Annotated in this window: 21 protein-coding genes and 2 pseudogenes; all 23 read right to left on the bottom strand. The window is 35.2% G+C overall.

The features are described 5' to 3' along the window. Positions 1-18: 18 nt before the first annotated feature. Positions 19-633: a deoxynucleoside kinase gene (locus tag ABJ974_RS06185; protein ID WP_419870513.1), complete on the bottom strand. Its 615-nt coding sequence runs from the start codon at positions 631-633 to the stop codon at positions 19-21. Positions 634-669: 36 nt separating this feature from the next. Beyond that, the gene (locus ABJ974_RS06180) at positions 670-1554 is read right to left on the bottom strand and encodes a hypothetical protein (RefSeq protein WP_419870512.1); all 885 of its coding nucleotides are present in this window, start codon (positions 1552-1554) and stop codon (positions 670-672) included. Between the two features lie 90 nt (positions 1555-1644). Continuing rightward, positions 1645-2670, bottom strand: coding sequence for a glutaminyl-peptide cyclotransferase (locus ABJ974_RS06175; protein WP_419870511.1), 1026 nt, complete (start codon positions 2668-2670; stop codon positions 1645-1647). Positions 2671-2728: 58 nt separating this feature from the next. Next, positions 2729-3094 carry a VOC family protein gene (locus ABJ974_RS06170; protein ID WP_419870510.1) on the bottom strand — a complete coding sequence of 122 codons (366 nt, stop codon included), beginning with the start codon at positions 3092-3094 and terminating at the stop codon, positions 2729-2731. 26 nt (positions 3095-3120) lie between these two features. Beyond that, positions 3121-3549: an SRPBCC family protein gene (locus ABJ974_RS06165; RefSeq protein ID WP_419870509.1), complete on the bottom strand. Its 429-nt coding sequence runs from the start codon at positions 3547-3549 to the stop codon at positions 3121-3123. A gap of 19 nt (positions 3550-3568) precedes the next feature. Continuing rightward, positions 3569-5182 (bottom strand): Na+/H+ antiporter, encoded by a 1614-nt coding sequence (locus tag ABJ974_RS06160; protein ID WP_419870508.1) that lies wholly within the window; start codon positions 5180-5182, stop codon positions 3569-3571. Between the two features lie 35 nt (positions 5183-5217). Beyond that, on the bottom strand, positions 5218-6222 hold the full coding sequence (locus ABJ974_RS06155; RefSeq protein ID WP_419870507.1) for a bestrophin family protein: 1005 nt from the start codon (positions 6220-6222) through the stop codon (positions 5218-5220). Between the two features lie 7 nt (positions 6223-6229). Continuing rightward, positions 6230-6907: a DUF2490 domain-containing protein gene (locus ABJ974_RS06150; protein ID WP_419870506.1), complete on the bottom strand. Its 678-nt coding sequence runs from the start codon at positions 6905-6907 to the stop codon at positions 6230-6232. A 95-nt stretch (positions 6908-7002) separates the two neighbouring features. Continuing rightward, complete coding sequence (locus ABJ974_RS06145) at positions 7003-7398, bottom strand: DUF1398 domain-containing protein (RefSeq protein ID WP_419870505.1); 396 nt, start codon at positions 7396-7398, stop codon at positions 7003-7005. 428 nt (positions 7399-7826) lie between these two features. Further along, a complete protein-coding gene (locus ABJ974_RS06140; RefSeq protein WP_419870504.1) occupies positions 7827-8381 on the bottom strand; it encodes a hypothetical protein in 555 nt (184 codons plus the stop codon). A gap of 1 nt (position 8382) precedes the next feature. Then, the gene (locus ABJ974_RS06135) at positions 8383-8730 is read right to left on the bottom strand and encodes a hypothetical protein (protein WP_419870503.1); all 348 of its coding nucleotides are present in this window, start codon (positions 8728-8730) and stop codon (positions 8383-8385) included. A 411-nt stretch (positions 8731-9141) separates the two neighbouring features. Next, positions 9142-9321: pseudogene (locus tag ABJ974_RS06130) on the bottom strand (RHS repeat-associated core domain-containing protein); the annotation flags it as partial. 428 nt (positions 9322-9749) lie between these two features. Then, positions 9750-10055, bottom strand: a complete 306-nt coding sequence (locus ABJ974_RS06125; RefSeq protein WP_419870502.1) for a hypothetical protein — start codon at positions 10053-10055, stop codon at positions 9750-9752. Further along, a complete protein-coding gene (locus tag ABJ974_RS06120) occupies positions 10052-10867 on the bottom strand; it encodes an RHS repeat-associated core domain-containing protein (protein WP_419870501.1) in 816 nt (271 codons plus the stop codon). The genes ABJ974_RS06125 and ABJ974_RS06120 overlap by 4 nt, the downstream gene beginning before the upstream one ends. 303 nt (positions 10868-11170) lie before the next feature. Beyond that, positions 11171-11479 carry an ankyrin repeat domain-containing protein gene (locus tag ABJ974_RS06115; protein WP_419870951.1) on the bottom strand — a complete coding sequence of 103 codons (309 nt, stop codon included), beginning with the start codon at positions 11477-11479 and terminating at the stop codon, positions 11171-11173. Further along, positions 11406-11957, bottom strand: a complete 552-nt coding sequence (locus tag ABJ974_RS06110) for an ankyrin repeat domain-containing protein (RefSeq protein WP_419870500.1) — start codon at positions 11955-11957, stop codon at positions 11406-11408. Before ABJ974_RS06110 ends, ABJ974_RS06115 begins: the two co-directional genes overlap by 74 nt. A gap of 3 nt (positions 11958-11960) precedes the next feature. Next, a complete protein-coding gene (locus ABJ974_RS06105) occupies positions 11961-12641 on the bottom strand; it encodes a lipase family protein (RefSeq protein WP_419870950.1) in 681 nt (226 codons plus the stop codon). Between the two features lie 36 nt (positions 12642-12677). After that, positions 12678-12935: pseudogene (locus ABJ974_RS06100) on the bottom strand (RHS repeat-associated core domain-containing protein); the annotation flags it as partial. A 365-nt stretch (positions 12936-13300) separates the two neighbouring features. Further along, the gene (locus tag ABJ974_RS06095) at positions 13301-13933 is read right to left on the bottom strand and encodes a hypothetical protein (RefSeq protein ID WP_419870499.1); all 633 of its coding nucleotides are present in this window, start codon (positions 13931-13933) and stop codon (positions 13301-13303) included. Then, the gene (locus ABJ974_RS06090; RefSeq protein WP_419870498.1) at positions 13927-15342 is read right to left on the bottom strand and encodes an RHS repeat-associated core domain-containing protein; all 1416 of its coding nucleotides are present in this window, start codon (positions 15340-15342) and stop codon (positions 13927-13929) included. The genes ABJ974_RS06095 and ABJ974_RS06090 overlap by 7 nt, the downstream gene beginning before the upstream one ends. 307 nt (positions 15343-15649) lie before the next feature. Continuing rightward, positions 15650-15880 carry a DUF2188 domain-containing protein gene (locus ABJ974_RS06085; RefSeq protein WP_419870497.1) on the bottom strand — a complete coding sequence of 77 codons (231 nt, stop codon included), beginning with the start codon at positions 15878-15880 and terminating at the stop codon, positions 15650-15652. A gap of 394 nt (positions 15881-16274) precedes the next feature. Next, on the bottom strand, positions 16275-16724 hold the full coding sequence (locus ABJ974_RS06080; RefSeq protein ID WP_419870496.1) for a hypothetical protein: 450 nt from the start codon (positions 16722-16724) through the stop codon (positions 16275-16277). Between the two features lies 1 nt (position 16725). Further along, positions 16726-20316 (bottom strand): DUF6443 domain-containing protein, encoded by a 3591-nt coding sequence (locus ABJ974_RS06075; RefSeq protein ID WP_419870495.1) that lies wholly within the window; start codon positions 20314-20316, stop codon positions 16726-16728. Positions 20317-20328 lie beyond the last annotated feature (12 nt).

Raw genomic sequence — 20328 nt, 5'->3', positions numbered from 1 at the left:
ATATTTAATAAATATCTGTTAAAATAATCCGTTAAGCTCCGCTTCTATTTTTTCCAATATAAAACCAAAGTCTTCGGGCTTTTCTACAAAATCCAGATCATCTACTTCTATGATCAGTAATTTACCTTCGGTGTAATTGGAAATCCACTTTTCATATTTCTGGTTGAGCTTGGAAAGATATTCAATGCTGATCGAAGCTTCATATTCCCTTCCTCTTTTATAGATTTTCTTTACAAGATTAGGTACATCAGATTTTAAATAGATCAAAAGATCCGGTGCTGAAACAAAAGATTTCATAAGCGTAAAAACAGAACAGTAATTATTAAAATCCCTGTCCGAAAGCAGCTTCATATCATTAAGATTTTCTGCGAAAATATGAGCATCTTCATATATGGTACGGTCCTGTACTATATTTTTTCCACTTTCTCTTATTTCTTTTACCTGACGGAACCGGCTTCCTAAAAAATAAATCTGCAAAGCAAAGCTCCATTTACTCATATCTGCATAAAAATCCTCAAGGTAGGGATTATGGTCCACATCTTCAAACTGGGTATCCCAGCCGTAATGTTTGGCCAACATGCTCGTTAATGTAGTTTTTCCTGCTCCAATATTCCCTGTAACTGCAATATGCATATCTGTGTATCTCCTTTAATTTTTTTAATGATTAAATCAGAACCCCAGGGCCTTAATCTCATCCATGATCTTCTCTATTTTTGCTTTGGGAAGATCTTCCGGATTTTGCTTGCCCTCTTCCTGGGAGTTCAACTGTTCCTGAACTTTTTTCTTTATTTCTTCGAGACTGTAAAGATACAGCTTGTTCGCTCTGACTTCAAAATATGACAAGGTATTTTTATCCACAATCTGAGCCGCCTCATCTTCAAAAACAGGGATCAGCCCTTTCTCAGGCACGTATCTTACAATGGAATTATCGGTAATGACGAGAATGACATCATTTTCTCTTCTGAACCGCTTCCCCTTCTGAAATTCCGCTTCAAAGATTTTTTCAAATTTGAATGTAAAAACCCGGAAGTGCTTTTTGGTAAGGATGTAAACTTTATTTTCAAAAACCAACAGATCAACCATCTCATCAAAATTCATATCAAAGGGATAGGAGTTGATCGTAGTATCATTCCTGAAATTATACTGAATAAGACGTTTTGAGCTTTCATCCAACAGCCATAGCTGCTGCAGGTCTTCCGCATATGCCAATTTGATAAACCCAAATTTCTGCCTGAAATCCACTTTCTGAATTTCATTGAGGTTCTGATCAAAAAATTTCAGTTCCTGGGCGTTTTCCGAGAAGAAAGGGATGCTCAGCGGGTTCTGGGCGCTCTGTATTTTAAAGGGAACGGTAAACATAATTTTACCCATCTGCTTTCCCAGCGAATCATATTTTGTAAAGCTGAAATCTTTGTTTTTATAAATGTATAAATTACCGTAATCATCCGCCAGCAGATCTTTAGCTTCTTTAAGCTTAAGGGAGTCTAAAGCTGATATTTTCTGTGCAGTAAGTGAACAGAAAAGGAAAACGGATATTAAGGATAATAATTTCAAAAGATTCTTACTAAGATAGCGCTTCCCTGAGGAAACGCTACCAATTTACATATTTATTTTATTTCAATAGAAATTGCCAATACATTTTTACTATTTGATAGCAACTTCATAGATCTTAGGCCAGTTTTTTCCTGTTATTAGCATATTATCTCCTTTAAAAGCTATTCCGTTTAAAACGTCATCACTTCCTTTGGTATTCTGTTTGGCAAGGTCTGTAAAATCAAATTTACCCACTACTTCTCCTGTAGCCGGGTTTATTTTTATAATAATTGGTTTCTGCCATACATTGGCGTAGATAAAGCCGTTGTGATATTCCAGTTCGTTGAGTTGATCGTAAGCCTGAGTATTTCCGGCTACGGCAATGTATCTTATCATTTTGGAAGGATCTGCCGGATCAAGAAAATATAAAAGTTTGCTTCCATCTGAGGCAATCAGGTTTTTCCCGTCATAGGTAAGTCCCCATCCTTCTCCTAATACGTTTGGATAAGCAAATTCAGACAGGAGCTTTAAAGAGCTTTTGTCATAGATATATCCTTTTTTACTTTGCCATGTAAGCTGATATACTTTATCCCCTACGATAGTACTTCCTTCGGAAAAGTCTTCGGGAGCCTGCTTTGTAGAAGCAATCGGAGTTGTACTTCCCAGGGTATATTTTAAGATCTGGGAAGATCCGTTCTGCCCGTCACTTTCATATATGGTATTTCCTTCTAACTGGAATCCCTGCACAAAATTGGCCGGATCATGCGGATATTCAGCGACAATCTGATAGGAAATATTCTGTTCCGGATTTTTTGCAAATACGTTAATAGTAGCATCCTGGCTTAAGCTTTCCCCGCTTTTGGTTTTGATATTGAAAGTGATCCCGTTATCACCTAAAGTAAAAAACTTAGGATCAACAACAAGGTCTGAAGTTTCTTTATCCCCGAAACTGATGGTGATACTTTCGGCATTATCCAAAACTTCTTTAGGAAGATTAAGCTTATCACCAAAATGGTAGCCTGTACTTTCCATGGAGGTATTATAATCACTTAAGGTATTCAATATCTTTTCATCTTTATTGCTACAAGATGCCAACAATAAAAATGCAGCAAGTCCTACTATTATTCTTTTTTTCATTGTTATTTTTTAAAAAATTTCCTCAAAAATAGCAATTTTTATGGGTTCATCTGTAAATTTATTCTACGGATTGTCCAAATTGCAGTATATATCCATTGTTATCATAGATTGCAAATTCCCTCATTTCCCAGGGGAATGTTTCTATTTCATAACAAATTTTCGTTTTTAGTTTCAGCTCTTCCCATAAGGTATCCACATCATCCACATTAAAATAAAGTGATCCTGTAAAGCCCATTTTTCCGAAGTGCTCGTGCTCATTTGGTTTGGCTATCATCAGGTGTATTTCATCTTTATAGAGTGAAGCCCACTGCCATTCATCATTCCTTCCATGAAGATTAAAGCCGAGAACCTGCATATAAAAACCTATGGTATCATCAAAATTTTCTGTCCATAACACGGGACGAAGTGAAGTATATTTTACCATTTCATCTGTTTTAAATAGGAATGCTCTTATTCATTTTCCAAATAGGATTTCAGATTTTTTCTGATAATCATATTCCAGCCTTCTATAAAGTTTTCCCTGGAAAAGTTTTCTCCAAGATTTTTAAAACTTTCTATATTTTCATGGGTCAATATGAGTTTTGTCCCGCCATCTTCCGGCTTCAGCTCCCAGCTCACTATTGTTTTTTCTTTTGTGAAATCAGGATAGGTCCAGGTATATTTCAGCTTCTGATCAGGGATCATTTCCAAGATCTCCCCCTGATGATGGTATTTCTTAGAGTCACCGGATTCATAAAAGTTAAATATATGTCCTTCTTTAGGTTCAAAATCCGGTATATCAAAATACCAACGCTTCATTTCATTTTTATCCGTAAGGGCTCTCCAAGCTCTATGCACCGGAGTATTGATGACATATTCAATAATGATGGGATTATTCATATTTTATTTTTTAATCACATTAACCATGACTGAATCCTGTTATTTTCGCTTCATCAAAATCCAGCTGCATTTCAATCGCTCTCATCACATCATCATCAAATATTTTCTCTCTTTTTATCTGATGAAGTTCGCTTCTCTGCGCCTGAATGATCTGTCTTAATACTGTTTTATTTTCATTCATGGCTCCTACATAATTTCCTGTGGAAGCCATACATTGGGATTTATCCACCATCATCATCATATCATTTTCAAGCTTATGTTTCTGGTGACGAACCAAACTGTTTTTTTCCACCTGCTCGGCAAAATCATTTTCAAGTTTATGCAGTGCGGTTTCTTTCAGCCTTTTCATTAAAATTACTTCCTGCTTTTCGGGTGGCAGCTCACTTCCCGCATCCTTTATTTTAAGGAGCTTCAAAATAGGGCTTAATAATAATCCCTGTCCTACCAAAGTAATTAAAATAATCACAAAGGTTACAAATAATATGATATTACGGTGTGGAAATGCTTCTCCGGTAGGTAAAACTACAGGAATGGATAATGCCGCTGCGAGTGAAACCACTCCTCTCATTGCTGCAAAGCTTATGATGAACGGTTCTCTCCAGTCCGGTTTGGGCACTTTTATCCTCAGTTCTTTAGAGCAAAGTCTCGGAAAATACATCAAGGCATAGCTGTAAATAATCCTGGTAAGGATAATAGCTCCTCCGATGATAATGCTGTAATAAATTCCCTCGGTAATGCTATAATCTTCCATTCCGGCAATTACTACGGGAAGCTCCAATCCTATGAGAATAAATATAATAGTATTCATTAAAAAGATCAAAACACTCCACACAGAGCCTGCCTGAAGCCTTGTTGTATGACTCAAATAACAGTGGGAATTATAAGACATCAGCAGTCCTCCTGCCACTACGGATAGAACGCCTGAAAATTCAAAGTGTTCGGCTCCTACATACATGATATAGGGAACGATAAGGGTAATCACCGTGTCTATATTGGAATTGGAAGGTATTAATCTTAGCACTGTACCAAACAGAAGCCCTACCGCTGCTCCTACAGCAATACCTCCGATAGCCATTATGAAAAAATCCTGAACAGCTTCCCTGAAAATAAACTGTCCTGAAATAACGGCAGCCAGGGCAAATTTAAAAACGATCAAACTGGAAGCATCATTAATCAGACTTTCTCCCTCCAGGATGCTCGTAATTTTCTTAGGAATTTTCATATGTTTCAATACGGAAGTAGCTGCCACGGCATCCGGCGGTGAATTTACCCCTCCGAGTAAGAATCCCATTGCCACGGTAAGCCCCGGAATAATAGAGGATGAAAGATATGCCACTACTATTGAGGTAAGAAACACAAGTCCAAAGGCCATGGAAAATATCTGTTTTCTCCATTTATGAAAGTCCTGCCATGAGGTAAACCATGCTGCCTCAAATAAAATAGGGGGAAGAAAGATCAGGAATACCAGATCAGGTTCTATTTCTATTCTGGGCATTCCCGGAATAAAGCTTATCAGCAAACCTGCAATCACTAAAAATATAGGGTAGGCAACTCTTAACCTCTGTCCTATTATTACTAGTATCATCACAGATAACAATACTGCTATGGATATGATTACGTACGTATGGATCATTATTTTATCTCTTGTATTTTAATGTTAATTCTATTTTAAAGTATGATATTATTGGTAGGAGTAATCGCCGGAGGAAGATCGCTTTCATCCAGCATATCCCTCATGTCAATTTCTATGGTCCGGCTGATCTGTGTGATAGGGACATCATTGGGACTTCCTTCAAATGGATTGACGGAAGCTTCCCCTACGCTGTCAAGGGTATAAAAACACCATGTGACCAACAGGGAAAAAGGAATGTTAAACCATACGGTAAATCCTTCAAAAAAGGTGTTGTCACCTAATTTATCAAATTCTTTTAAGAGCCCAAAAGGCACAAAAACTATAAATAAGAGTAATAAATAAGTGGTAATGGAAGAGAAATTCCTGGGATAAGGAAAATTTTTAATTCTTTCCGCTTTTCCCTGATTATCGGTAAACTTCACTAACTGCTGATTGATCTGCGACCACTGGAAATCATTAATTTCACCTTTATTATAAATTTCAGACAATTCCCTACTTTGGCATGCTATTAATTGAGTTGCCCTGTTTTTCTTGCTTAGGATATAATGAAGCTCTTCACCGGAGAGATAGCTTTCTAACTCTTTATCCAATTTATTGACTTTTTCGGGAACCTCATATTTCTGTGCATATTCTTCAAACTGTGCCGTATCCATATTTTCCCATGGTCTTGATTCACGAAGCTGAAACCGGAGAGCAGTCAACCACGCATAATGGCGCAGGAACATTTCCTTTACTTTTTCCGGATTTTTCCCCGAGAGCGAATCCCTCAATATATACCCGAAGCTCCTGCTGTCATTGATAATTGCTCCATAGATCTGTCTTGCTTCCCAAAGCCTGCTGTAGCTGGCATTATTTTTAAACCCTACAATAAAGGCTACGGCTGTTCCCATAATAGCTATGGGCTGCCATGGAAACGAAAGGAACGTCCAGCCACAATAATAAAGTACTGTCGGAATTGCTGATAATAAGGTAAGAATATAAATACTCCTTTTTGTCCAAACTGCAAATTCTAGCGCACCAAATCTTTTTCCTGAATGCATATGTGTTTTAATTTTTGTTAAACGGTATATTATTATAGAAACCTATCTGTATTTGTCCGCGGTTCCTGTTTTCCTGCAACTGGTTCATATATCCGGCTTCTATCCTCATATTTTTATTGATCACATAGCCCAATGCTCCATAGACTCTGTTGCGATCGAAAACGGGACTGTTGAAATGTAAAAATATTTCATTATAAACAGAAGCATAAAGGGTTTTTGGCAGCATCTCTTTTTGGGTAAGAGGAATAGTAAGTCCTAAAAGATAGCGGAATCTCATTCTGAAATCATCTTCCAGAAAACGTTCTTCCAAACGGTAACGGTGCTGTAAACTCAATCTCCCGAAATTCTGCCTGGTAATAAACTGCTGGAAAATACGGTGCTCAATGTTCTGAGTCTTTTCTCCGTTGACATATGGCTTACTCAAAATAAAACCGTGCCCTAAAAGGACATTATTGTTATTTTCGGTAAGGTCATACCCGATTCCGGTACGGACAAGAAGCTGCTCGAGATCTCCGATTCCATCAAAATTCCGGTATTGGATCTCGTTATGCCAATTCCATCTATCGCTAATCTTATTGTTACCAAAGTACATATACCAGGCTCCCAGATCACTTTTCTGACCTTGCACCTGTACAGAACCTATGCCTGCCACCAGTATAAAAAACAATACTTTAAATATCTTCATGTTTAATTACTATTATCTATCGTTTTTACTAGAAAAATGTCAATTATCAATAATAGGTAAAAAATCTGTTTTATGAAAATCCTTAAAAGGATATTTTAAGCCCCCGGAATACGCTCTACAAGAATTTCATTTTCAGCTTTGTCGAAATAAGTACATGTCATTTTATCGAGGTCCATTTTCCAGCCTTCGACGCCGTTCTGAGCACAGTCATTACAGAAGGTCATATAGTCTGTTCCACCCTGCTGATGGAGTTTTAGTCGTGATTTAAACTCATCAAGGTTAAGGGTTTCCGCTATGGTTAGAACTTCATATTTACTTTCTGTGGACTCACTTTGTCCTTCCGTATCAAAATATACGGTTCTTCCATCTGAAACATAGACCGTATAATGGGAAACTCCTTTTGTTTTTATTGCCTGAATGTAAGGAGGGAAATCTGCACCGCTTTTTACTTTTTGGTGCTCAGCTTTAATTTCATCAATTGTAAATTTCATTATTCTATTTTTATGCGAATGTAAGGATTAAATTATTTTGGTACTATAGAATTAAAAAACTATTGTTTGAAGTAAGAGAATAGAGAAAATTGAGTTATCAACCATTACTAAACCAAATAAATCAAAGCCTAAAATTAATATTTAGGAAAACTTACAACTACTACAATAATACCAATATTAATGTTAAAAATAGGGCCAGATATTGTCGCGGCTGGATCACTCCATCTTTATTCGTATCGGAATAACTTAACCTCACATTTCCTAAGTGATCTACGTAATTATAAATATACTCATTATTTTCAAAGTTTCTTTATAATAAGGAGTTTGCTCCTATTTTGTAGTAAAAACCTTATACAACAATTGTATAAGGCTATGGTTATTCTTACTTAGCTAAGAAGATAATAACTTCATAAAACAAGAAGTTCATTTTAATCTTTTTTGAACTTCGCGATACACTGTTCAATAAATTGTGCCTGTGTAAAAATTACTTTTTTGTCATTTACATACATAAACAATGAATCATTTTTAACTATATTAGATTTCTTATCATGAACTTTTAAGAGGAAAATTGCCTGATAATTACCTGTTTTATCTTTTTTTAGCTCCAGATATCTTACACTTTCTCCAATTTTTATTTCGTGTTTCATACTGTCCTCTACTTTTGTATATTTTGATTCGACTCGTTCTAAATCCTTTATTGTTTTAACATTATCAAGCTCTTTTGTTAACTGTTGTTGTTGTTTATTTAAACGTATCAATTTTTGATTAGAATACTGCAATAACAGGTCAGCTTCTTGCCACTTCATTAAAGTATCAAACTTTACAAGCTGAATGGATTCTAAAGTAGAACCGTCTTGTTTAAGCTCTTGAGTAATTTTTTTCTGAATAGATTGAGTTAATTCTTCTTTAAAACTTTTAGTTTCATCTTTTTTACAAGAAGAAATAATGAATAAAATTACTATACAAATTATTTTAGCTTTCATATTATCTTGATTTCATTATTCTTTTTAAGATAGAATCAGCTTGTTTATCAAGTCTAGCATTAATAGCTTTAACACTACTTGTCATTGAATCCTTTTGACTCCTTGACATATTAGTTTTACTTACATCCTGAGTTTTAACTCCAACACCGGTTATTCTGTCTCCGTCTCCCCTATAAATATTAAGACCCACTGCTTGAGAGCCATAAAAACTAAGTGTATCAGGGTTTGCCGCTACAGCATTTGCAAAAGTGTTTGTTTTTTGTCCAAATGCAGCTTGAGCTAATTCACCTAAGGCCGCTATATCTCCCCTGTAAGCCATAATGTCTGTCCAGTCATTCCCTCTACTCAAGCTACTAAGCATTCCTCCAAAGTAACCGCCTGTATCAACTATTTTATCTATATCACCTCTGAAAAATGGATTATTATAATTTGGAGGAGCTGCTCCTCCTAGGTTGGCATAAAAATCTCCTCCCTAATCCCCTAAATGAGCCAGCCAATTCTCAAGATTAAATCCTGATTTACTTGTAATACTTGTTCCAATTAAGGTAGTAGCAGACTCTCCATTATTGAATGTTTGACCATCTACTGTAAACGAGCCATCAGAATTTAAAGTAAATTCCTGAACGGTTTCTCCATTTTCAATACCAAGTACCCTTGTATTATTTATAGCTGTTAAGTTAGTATAGCCGTCTATTTCACCACTGCCATCATGCCATTCAATGTTCTGAGTCATATTATTTTGATACCAATCCTTTCCCGATCTTCCATCAGGATCAATAAACCTGATTGGGTTATTAAAGGCATATGTGTATGTCGACCAACGTCTGGAAGTTTCTGCCAAAGGATCAACAACACCCCATCTACCAATATCCGGCATATAAAACCTTGCACCATAATCATACATTCCCGTTTCTTGCAACTCCTTCCCATTGTACTTATAAATTATACAAAGCCAACCTTTAAGGCTAGCTTTTAATTTTGAAAATCAAACTATTTGATTACTATTGTATCATTTATAAAAATCTGATCTATTGATAATTCATTTTTACTTTTATTAGTCGAATATTCTGAAAATAATCCTATTAGGTTTAGATTTTTGTATTTTACATATTTAGATATATCTAGAGAGTATTGATATTGATTATTTCGAATCCTTTCACATTCAAAATCTGTTGGATACAATAAAGGTTTTTATCTGAGATTATACCAATATTTACTTTTGCAGAATATAATTCATTGGAACTTTTTGAGCAGTAAAATTTATATACAATAGTTTTATTTTTAGAGATATATTCTTTTCTATAAAATTTACTGTTAGGTGTATCTATTTTATTGTTTCTATAAAAAATAATTTGATTATTTAATTCTTTAGCCTTCATATTCAATGAAAAACTGAATGTCTAAGTATTTTTCTCTATTTTTTTTATCATAAACGCTCCACCAACCGGCTTTATATTTTTTTAGATAATTATATTTTCCTTTTATTAAAAACCTTTCGTTTTCTCCTATGTATTGAAAAATAGAATCATTAATTTTTTGTTGCTGATTCGTCTGATAATTATTTAAATTAAATAAATTGTCTATATCATCTTGTGTAAAAAGAATATTTGCAGGCTCATTTTTACACCCTACTATTATAGCTAATAATAGAAAACTTAATATTTTATTTTTCATCTTTTCTTATTTATCCTATATTGACTAGGAACATTATTGTTAAAGTTTCTAATAGATCTGTTATATGATGTATCTTGTACAGGTTTATAAGCTTTATCAAAATCACCCAACTTATTCCCATAAAATATTGTTGTATCTTTTTCTCGTGTAAGTCCTGTATAATTTACAGAATCTAAAGATGTTACTTTGACATTCATGGACTTTAAACCGTTATTTTCTGCCTTTGGTAATGAACTCACCGCATCCAACATATTTTTAAATGACTCCGCCCATGCCTGAGCCAGATCGCCAGGTCCTTTCCCTCCAGGCAAATTCCCAGGAACTACAAAACCTCCCGTATCCAGAAGAAATGTTTTATCCCTAGGTCTAAATTTTTCCCATGTACTTGCATCAAAATCAGTTCTTGCTAATCCACCAGGATTTGTAATTTGAGGAAATTCCTCTGGATTATTAAAAGATGGTGTTATTGCAGCAATAGCATCTCTAAACCAATTCGACAATCCCAAAAGCCCTGCCGAGCCATTACTATTGGTAGGTATATAAGATGCTTGCCCATTATATCCTAAATATGTTTGCCCTGTATCTTCTCCTTCTTGTCCTTGGATGGGTGAATTACTAATTATACTTCCATCATCTTTATAATGTGTAAATCCTTGCTGTTTGTAATTTTGAGCTGTTAAATCTTCATGCCAGCTCCAAACACTATCTTTCAGACCCCAACCTAAACCTTCTCTTCCGTCAGGGTCAATAAAATTAATAGGATTATTGAAGGCATATGTGTATGTCGACCATCTTCGAGATGTTTCTGCCAAAGGATCAATCACACCCCATCATCCACCATATAAAACCTCGCAACATAATCATACATACCACCCTTTCCGTTGTATTTATAATTAAAATAACTTCCTAAAAATCCTTTGCTAGGTCCTCCAATATGGTTTATCCAAACGGATAGTAATTATTGGTATCAGTAATTTCAAGAACACCTGTGCTGTTTTTAATAAAACCTGTTCAAACAAAAATAGGGTATTAATTACAACACCCTAATTAGTATCTATTGAATTATCTAAATTTGAGGATATAAAACTTTTGACTTAAAAAGATAGCAATTCCAATTACATACAGCCTTTCTTTTTAAGAATATCTACAATCTCAGAATATTCTTTTACAGAATGATCAGCTATATCATTGATCCAATCTTTCATGTAAATATCTTTTAAATTATCTCCTCCTCCTTTTTGATACAAAACCTTGCTGCAATCTACACCTTGTTGCAAAAGGTACAAAACGATGTCGTAATTACTAGATAAAGTAGCTGTGCCTAAAGCCGATCCTCCTGGTCTATTATTTCTATAATTTATATTTGCTCCATTCATTACTAAAACTTTTACGACAGCTAAATTCCCCGTAAAAGAAGCGCGTATTAAGGGCGGTATTATTAGTTTTCTGTGCTTCTTTACCGGTACTACATTCAACATAATTAACATTTGCTTTATATTTTATTAATTCTTCTACATATTTTAATCTGTCTTCAAAACTTTCACAAGCCTTTATTAGGGGAGTGCTGCAATGAAATGAATCTGCTATGTTGGGATCCGCTCCCACTTTTAGCAGCTCTTTGAATGCTTTGTAATCATTATTGTAAATACTTAAATGCAAAAGTGTCTTCCCATATTTGCTTTCCTGATAATTAATTATTTGAGGATTTTTTTTTATTACTTCATCTATTTTATCAATATTATCATCTTGTACTGCCTTTGCTAGCTCCCAAGCAGGAGTATCCTGAAAAAGTCTATAGTCCGCTCCTAATAATTTATTCTTATCAACTTTCTTTTCGCGATCTAGTTTATTACAGGCTGTTATGAGTAATAATCCCAATAATAATATACATACTCTTTTCATTTCTTACTTTTTATATTTATCAGCATTAATACCAAACTCTTTCAACATATTGTCCATACTATGTTCATTATATATAGAACCCAATGTCGTAGGAGTTATATAATGTCTGTTTCCATTTACATTAGGCATCATTATACCTACTGATGTGATTCCATTTTGCACTTTATTAAGTGGATCGGTTCGCATTATATAGGCATCAATAAGCCCCTCTGTTCTAAAAGCAGCCGTGAAGCCTCCAAACCAACCTTTCATATCTGAATTGTCCTTACCATTTAAAAACTTTGTTGCTTTTCCTACTCCTGCTGCATTAAATGTAATAGCTTCTCTTCTGGTAAGATTTGATTCTAGGGCTGCCAAACCGCCACCTAAAGAGTGACCAGTAAAGGTAAGCTCTGTATCTCCTACCGCATTAGATAAAGCTGTTGCATTCTTTGCTGCCAAAGAATATTGAATTGACAACCCTAAAGGTTGCTTTGCATCTGCTCCTACATCGCCCCAATCTGCTTCGGTTCCTGCAGTAGCGTAGGTATATTCGGTAACTTTTCCGTTAACAACCCTCTCATAAACCTGTGATTTGAAACCTGATTCATCATCTTTCAAGTTTATTCCAAAATCTCTTTGAGAAACTCTCCAGCCGCCAATCAAGATGTCATCCTTTTTATCACCATATACATGAGCTGCCATTGCTGCTGCTGCTTTAGGCGTGGGTTTCATTGCTTCTCTTCCATCAGGGTCTACAAACATGATTGGGTTATTGAAGGCATAATTATAAGGACTATACCTTCTCATCTTTTCAGCCAGCGGATCCACAACACCCCATCTACCAATATCCGCCATATAAAACCTTGCACCATAATCATACATTCCCATCTCCTGCAATTCCTTCCCGTTGTACTTGTACTGATAAGCATTCTGAGTAGTTACCGTATAATCATGCAATAATCCAAAAGGATAATAATTATTCACCTCCACAATCTCACCAGGCTTCCAGTAAGTTGTACAGGTAGGCAGTTCAAAAGGGGGATTATTATTACCATAACACTGACTGGGCAAATATTGTCGCGGCTGGATCACTCCATCTTTATTCGTATCGGAATAACTTAACCTCACATTTCCTAAGTGATCTACGTAATTATAAATATACTCATTATTTTAAAAGTTTCTTTATAATAAGGAGTTTGCTCCTATTTTGTAGTAAAAACCTTATACAACAAGTGTATAAGGCTATGGTTATTCTAATTAGCTAAGAAGAGAATGACTTCATAAACCTGCAAGTCTTCAATCCAAACGGATTTTCTCCAAGAACTTAATATACAAAAGGAGGGCTGCAAAAGAAGTAATGATTAATTATTAACAAACATACTTACAGATGAAAAAGTTGTTTCTCCTTTAATTTCACTTTCGGAAAAAAATGTTGCAACACCAGCAATTGACTTATCTTTCTTTTCTCCAGGAATAAAGCATATGTAATAATCTTTTTCTGGTTTACAATCAATACTTTTATCTTCAATAATTTTATTTTCCTCAATCATATAATGAAATTCTACTCGAGTTTTTTCACTTTTATACTTTGGAAAATAAAATTTAAATTCGTATCCATTATTCTTATACACAATATTGTAATATTGACTAAATTGATTTATCAATTTACCTTTTTCATAAAATTTAATCTGATTCTCTTTATTGGTATCTGCTGAAACAAATTCAATCTCATATAAAAACTCATTAGTTTTATCTTTAATTTTCCACCAACCAATTTTCTTATTATTTTTTACATCTTTATAGCCATGTAAAGTATATTGATTGTTTTTACCATTAATTAAAACTATTGTATCACTTTCCTTTTTACTGCTAATTTCATAATTATTTTCATTAGTAACATCTGAAATGCTGACTTGTTTATTAAAATTTTGATCATTTTTTTTACAGGAAAAAAATAACAAAGCAATTAGGACTAAAAATATATATTTTACCATTTTTTATCAAGAAAATTTATGCTATTATAAAAATTTTTTAACTTTTGATCATTAACATTTTTGACAGCTTTATTAAACCTAATACTATCAATAGTTTTTGTTTTAGTAGGTACTTTTTTTATTGTATCTCTGGGATAAGAAAATGGAGAGTCTGAGATTTGCTCTACTAAAGCAGTACTATCATTTCTTTTGAAATTAAATGGATTTCCAATTCCTTCTATATCAAGACCGAACTGAATAAGCCCATCCCCACCCTTTGGAGTATTTGATCTTCCATATCCACCAAAAATATATTCAAACATATTGTTTGCTTCAAGCCTATCTCCAGGAAGCACTTTTTCCATGGTACTAGGATCTGTTTCATTAGTTCCACCTGTAAAAACTTGAAATGTTTCCTGAGTCCAGGTTGTCCAAGATCCTCCTAAAGACATAGGCAACATATCTACAATTGCATTCATAGAAGCAAGATCATCCGCAGCAAGTTTTGTTATAGTACCACCCTCATTTAGCTGTACAAAAGGAGAGGTATTTCCTCCATCTACACTAACATTGGACATTACTGTTCCATTTTTCGCAAAGCCATCTACATCTCGCATTTGCTGAGCCTGTTCTACACTTGTAACATTCTTATCATATCGCCAGACTCCATCTTTTCTAATCCAATCTTGTCCTGATCTTCCATCCGGATCAATAAACCTGATTGGGTTATTAAAGGCATATGTGTATGTCGACCAACGTCTGGAAGTTTCAGCCAAAGGATCAACAACTCCCCATCTCCCAATATCCGCCATATAAAACCTTGCGCCGTAATCATACATCCCTGTCTCCTGCAATTCCTTACCATTGTACTTATACTGATAAACATTCTGTGTAGTTACCGTATAATCATGCAATAATCCAAAAGGATAATAATTATTCACCTCCACAATCTCACCAGGTTTCCAGTAAGTTGTACAGGTAGGCAGTTCAAAAGGGGGATTATTATTACCATAACACTGACTGGCCAGATATTGTCGCGGCTGGATCACTCCATCTTTATTCGTATCGGAATAACTTAACCTCACATTTCCTAAGTGATCAGTATAGTTATAGATATACAGATTATCTAAAGCATCATAATATCCTTCTGATGTCGGAATGATCCTCAGTTTCATCACTGCAACTTCATTAGGGTCAGGAACGACAATTATCCCTCCTGAAGAACTACTTCCACTTTCTGAAGGCTTAGTACTTTTATACTGGAATCCATCCAGGTAATCCGTCTCTATATCTCCAAAGAGCTTCTTCACTTTTGCCCCATCTGCTCTGTAAGTATAATTCGTTACTACGGAATTCTGGGTAATCTGCTTGGGTAAATTTAAATAATTATAAGCAATTGAGGAAATTCCTTTATCCAAATGACTCGTCATATTGGAATTCAGATCATAAGTGATTGTATTAGGAGTAGCCAGATAGGGATAACCATTACTGTTACCAATCTGCTGCTCTGTTACTTTAGTAAGCCTGTTCCCTGTATAAGCATACTTTAAGTTATCAATGACATTAGCAGTTGTACTTCCGGAAACTATGCCTGCTGATCTTTTCAGATAGGTGATATTTCCGTTTAAATCATAATCCAGCTTTCAAAGTATTCTCCGGCGGATTCACTTCCTGATTTCTGGTAGAAACCCGCGGCTATCGTAGTTTTTTGGCATAAATACTATTTTTTAATTATTGCTATCCTTTGCTTTGTGTTGGGTCAATTGATTTCGGATAGGTTCTTTCTTCCTGAAACTCCCCTGTGTTCTTGTGTATTTTCAATGAGCCACCGCCTTGATTTACAATAAAATCTTTTGAAGACTTTATTGCTTCATCTTTTGTTGTTTCATACACTTTGGAAGCTCTGTCTGCTCCTTGTCTTTTTAATTTGTACTTTCCATCTTCGTGGATTAAATGAAAATTTTCCATAATTCTTTTTTTAATATTAAATAGCTTTCGGAGCTATTGTTACCGAGAATGGAAGTCAAAATTTGCGAAAGTGAAATAATGTAGTATTTTTGCCTCACAAAAAAAGCGGTTTCCATTCTAATAAAACCACTTTATGTAATTACCTAATCAAAAGTCCTTTCGGTGAGAGGTTAGGACTTTTGTCTTTTTGAATTTGTACAATATCCATGTACTTTTACAGCAATCCCACAAAAGAGACATATTGTCTTATTTTTCATTAAACTTTACATAAATCTATCCGTTTTATAAAAATTTATATGTCATTTTGTACATTTCTTGAACTGCCAAAAAAAAGCCACCGAATTTGGTGGCTTCTATCATATTCAGAACTCATCAGAGTTATTCTTATTAGAATTTATATGCTAATTTCTCCATCATAATATTTAATAATAATTTTATCGGATTCAAATATAATTTCTTCAAAAATATCAGGTAAATCAATCGTTTGTAACACATTAAAATTTTGAACAGAGACTAAATATATTTCTGTTTCTGAGATTACATAAATTATCTCATTATGGACTAAGCTTTTTATAAAAAAACTGTTTAAATCTATATTTAAAATTACACAATTTTTTATAAAATCCAATATTGCGTAATTCAAATCAATTCCTACGGTGCAAAAAGTTTCCTTAATTGTAAGTATCTCAGGTTTAATAGTGTCACTTTGCCAAGAGAATTTGTAAAAATAATTGTCATTTGAAATCACTCCAAATGCTCTTTCTGATAATTTATTTTCAAATAAAAAGTTATAATTAAGCTTTGTAAAGCTTTCTTCTGAAATTTCGTTAAAGTTTACGTTCATATTATCTTGCAATTTTCGGAATTAATGTTGAAACTGACGGAGTAGCACTCATATTACCACCTTCATAAAAGAAACTCACATTGATAGCTCCTTTATTTCCTACATTTATACTTTTGGTAACCGTTGTTCCATATTGGCTTGTTTTTGTGGAAACTACTGTACCATTTTCTAAGGCGTTACCAAATATTTTTGTTAATTGACTTTCATTTTTTATTCCTAAAGTTGTTAAATCTTTTAAATTTTGAGCGGAACGGGTTATATTATGCTCAGAACCAGTTGTAACTTTCCCGAAAAAATAATCGAATTTAGTTGGATTTACTGTAAACCCTTGCTCACTTGAGGAAAACAAAGATTTAATGGACTTAAGAGCCTCCCAAGCTCCTTTAGGATTCTTAAGTATATTATAGAGTCCTTCTCCTGCTAAAATTGCTCCTGCCGTACCTTCTCCTCCTTTCTCTATTCCATATATTGTAGCAATATTACTTGCTTCTTTAGCATCACTTTGAGAAATTACTCCTTGATTTCTTGCTTCATTTACACCCTCTGCATAATCTTCATTATATCCTCCGAGTGGACCAGAAGAAGTAAATGTAGGAACTTTTTTACCCTTTTCGTCAAGTATTACTAAATCCGTAGATTTCTTGATGTTTTTGTAAGTGCCGTCTTTCTGTTTTTGATACCAATCTGTATTTTGTCTTCCATCAGGGTCAACGAACATTATAGGATTGTTATATGCGTAGGCATAAGTAGACCATCTTCGAGAAGTTTCAGCAAGAGGGTCGATTACGCCCCATCTTCCAATATCTGGCATATACATCCTTGCTCCATAATCGTACATACCCATCTCCTGTAGTTCCTTTCCATTGTACTTATACTGATACACATTCTGTGTAGTTACCGTATAATCATGCAACAATCCAAAAGGATAATAATTATTCACCTCCACAATCTCACCAGGCTTCCAGTAAGTTGTACAGGTAGGCAGTTCAAAAGGGGGATTATTATTACCATAACACTGACTGGCCAGATATTGTCGCGGCTGGATCACTCCATCTTTATTCGTATCGGAATAACTTAACCTCACATTTCCTAAGTGATCAGTATAGTTATAGATATAAAGATTATCTAAAGCATCATAATATCCTTCTGATGTCGGAATGATCCTCAGTTTCATCACTGCAACTTCATTGGGGTCAGGAACGACAATTATTCCTCCTGAAGAACTACTTCCACTTTCTGAAGGCTTGGTACTTTTATACTGGAATCCATCCAGGTAATCCGTCTCTATATCTCCAAAGAGCTTCTTCACTTTTACCCCATCTGCTCTGTAAGTATAATTCGTTACTACGGAATTCTGGGTAATCTGCTTGGGTAAATTTAAATAATTATAAGCAATTGAGGAAATTCCTTTATCCAAATGACTCGTCATATTAGAATTCAGATCATAGGTGATTGTATTAGGGGTAGCCAGATAGGGATAACCATTACTGTTACCAATCTGCTCTTCAGTTATTTTAGTAACCTGATTACCACTGTAATCATATTTCAATTTATCAATAACATTGGCCGTAGTGCTTCCGGAAACTATGCCTGCTGATCTTTTCAGATAGGTGATATTTCCATTTAAATCATAATCCAGCTTTTCAAAGTATTCTCCGGCGGATTCACTTCCTGCCTTCTGATAAAACCCTGCTGTCAACCTGTTTAACCCATCATAGACATACCCATATCTTTTCAAAGGCTCGTTCTCTTCCGTGGAAGTTTTCCAGGAGACTTCCGATATGTTTCCATTGTACTTCGGGCTTACCTGAAGATTAGGATAATCCAAAACATAAGGTTTTGCCAATCCTTCTACTTGATTATAGTTGATCTTATAGCCAAACAGATCTGCTCCTAAACTGGAAGGATCATTAATCTGGGTCATCCAGCCTCGGATATTGTATTTATAATCAATCGTCTGAAGGGGTGATGCTGCACTCGTGCCTCCTACTTTTTTACTGGTAAGCTGGGACAGTTCATTATAGCTATTCTGAGCCAGAACCTCTGCAGTATTGCTATCTACCTGGTGGGTATGGGTTAATAACCTGTTTTGATGGTCATACGTAAAGTTTTCGGTAATGATTCTTTCTGTATCGGTGCTTAAACGTTTATGATAGGTTTTAGATTGTTGAACGACTCCTGAAAAATCCAGTAAGGATTCTGTACGGGTGTAACCTCCCAAGTGGTTTACAGAATGGGTGGATATGGCTCTGCCTTTGGTATCGTAGAATGTATAGGCTTTGGTCCATTCATCATCTTCTATATTCTTGATATAGGTGGCTGTGGGCAAACCTTTGGTACTGATTATTGAACTTTGAGCATTCTGAGGTAAGATATTCTGACCCAACACCTGGGTAGGAAGACTGATCCCTCCTGCAAATGGTGGATATGTATCATAATAGTTAACACTTAAAATCTTACTCATATTAGCGGTAGGGTAAGCATTTTTGGTATAATAAAGCGTCACGCCACTCACCGTAAATACAGCACTTGAGGACCGGGACTCATTATTACTTCCCATGGCATCTACTAGGGCCTGTTCTGCTGCCCATCCTGCAACTCCATAAGCCTTAGTACTGGTATAGATTCCTGTATAAGCTACTCTCCCAAACTGGTCATATTTCGTGAATAACCATTGTTTATTGGCTCCTAATAAAACATTCTGGCTCATAATAAGCCTATCCTGCCTATCGTAGATCATATATTCCCATGCCTTGCCCGGCATCTTCTTAAGAACTTGTCTGCCTCTGCCATCATAACGGTATAAATAACATAGGGTACTTATTACAGTATTAACATTAGCAACTACCGACGCAAGAGGGGGAACTACAAAAGCCAATTGATTATACTCATTATAAACATAATAGGTATCGGCATTCTCAGTTCCGTTTACTTTTCTAACCAGGATAACCTGCCCCTGTCCATTCTTAAATTCTATGGTCTTATTACCATCTTCATCTGTAACTGTATTTTTATATAGCTGATTGGCTCCATAAGTTGCTGTATTGGTACTCAAAACTGAAGCTGTAGTTCCACTAGCCCAAGTGGTGGTAACTGTAAATTTTCTTACAGCATCAGCTGTGGTATTGGCATCATACTCAAATGTAACGGGTTTTGTGCTCCAGTCCGTTCCTACCTGGATCTGCTGCTGAACCCTATCCAAAGGTGAGTTCTCTAAGATCTTCTCTGCATAGATCTTCTCATTTCCGTAAATATCTGACTGGGTAGCATTGGATAAAGGAGTTGGGAAGATCGCACCATTTTGGGTATTGGATTGAGGAACCGGAAGGTAATCTTTTACCTGTCTCCCAAACTGATCGTATTCGATATGGGTAACTACATCTCTTCCAAGGGGGGATGATTTTACATTAACTACCTGGTTGGCTCTGCCTAGTCCGTCAAAATACTGAACGCTCTGTATTTGCTTGGCTGTTGTACTGCTCACGGTGACTGGCTCTAAATAAACCCGGCTCTGGATATAGTTCTCACTTGTTGTCTGCGCGTCTAAGCCTACTACAAACAATAGGCTTATAAGAAGGATTATTTTTTTCATAGTTCGTGTTTT

This window comes from Chryseobacterium sp. CT-SW4, from assembly GCF_048572715.1.
In the GTDB taxonomy this organism is placed as follows: domain Bacteria; phylum Bacteroidota; class Bacteroidia; order Flavobacteriales; family Weeksellaceae; genus Chryseobacterium.
This window is presented reverse-complemented; position numbering and strand designations above follow the sequence as displayed.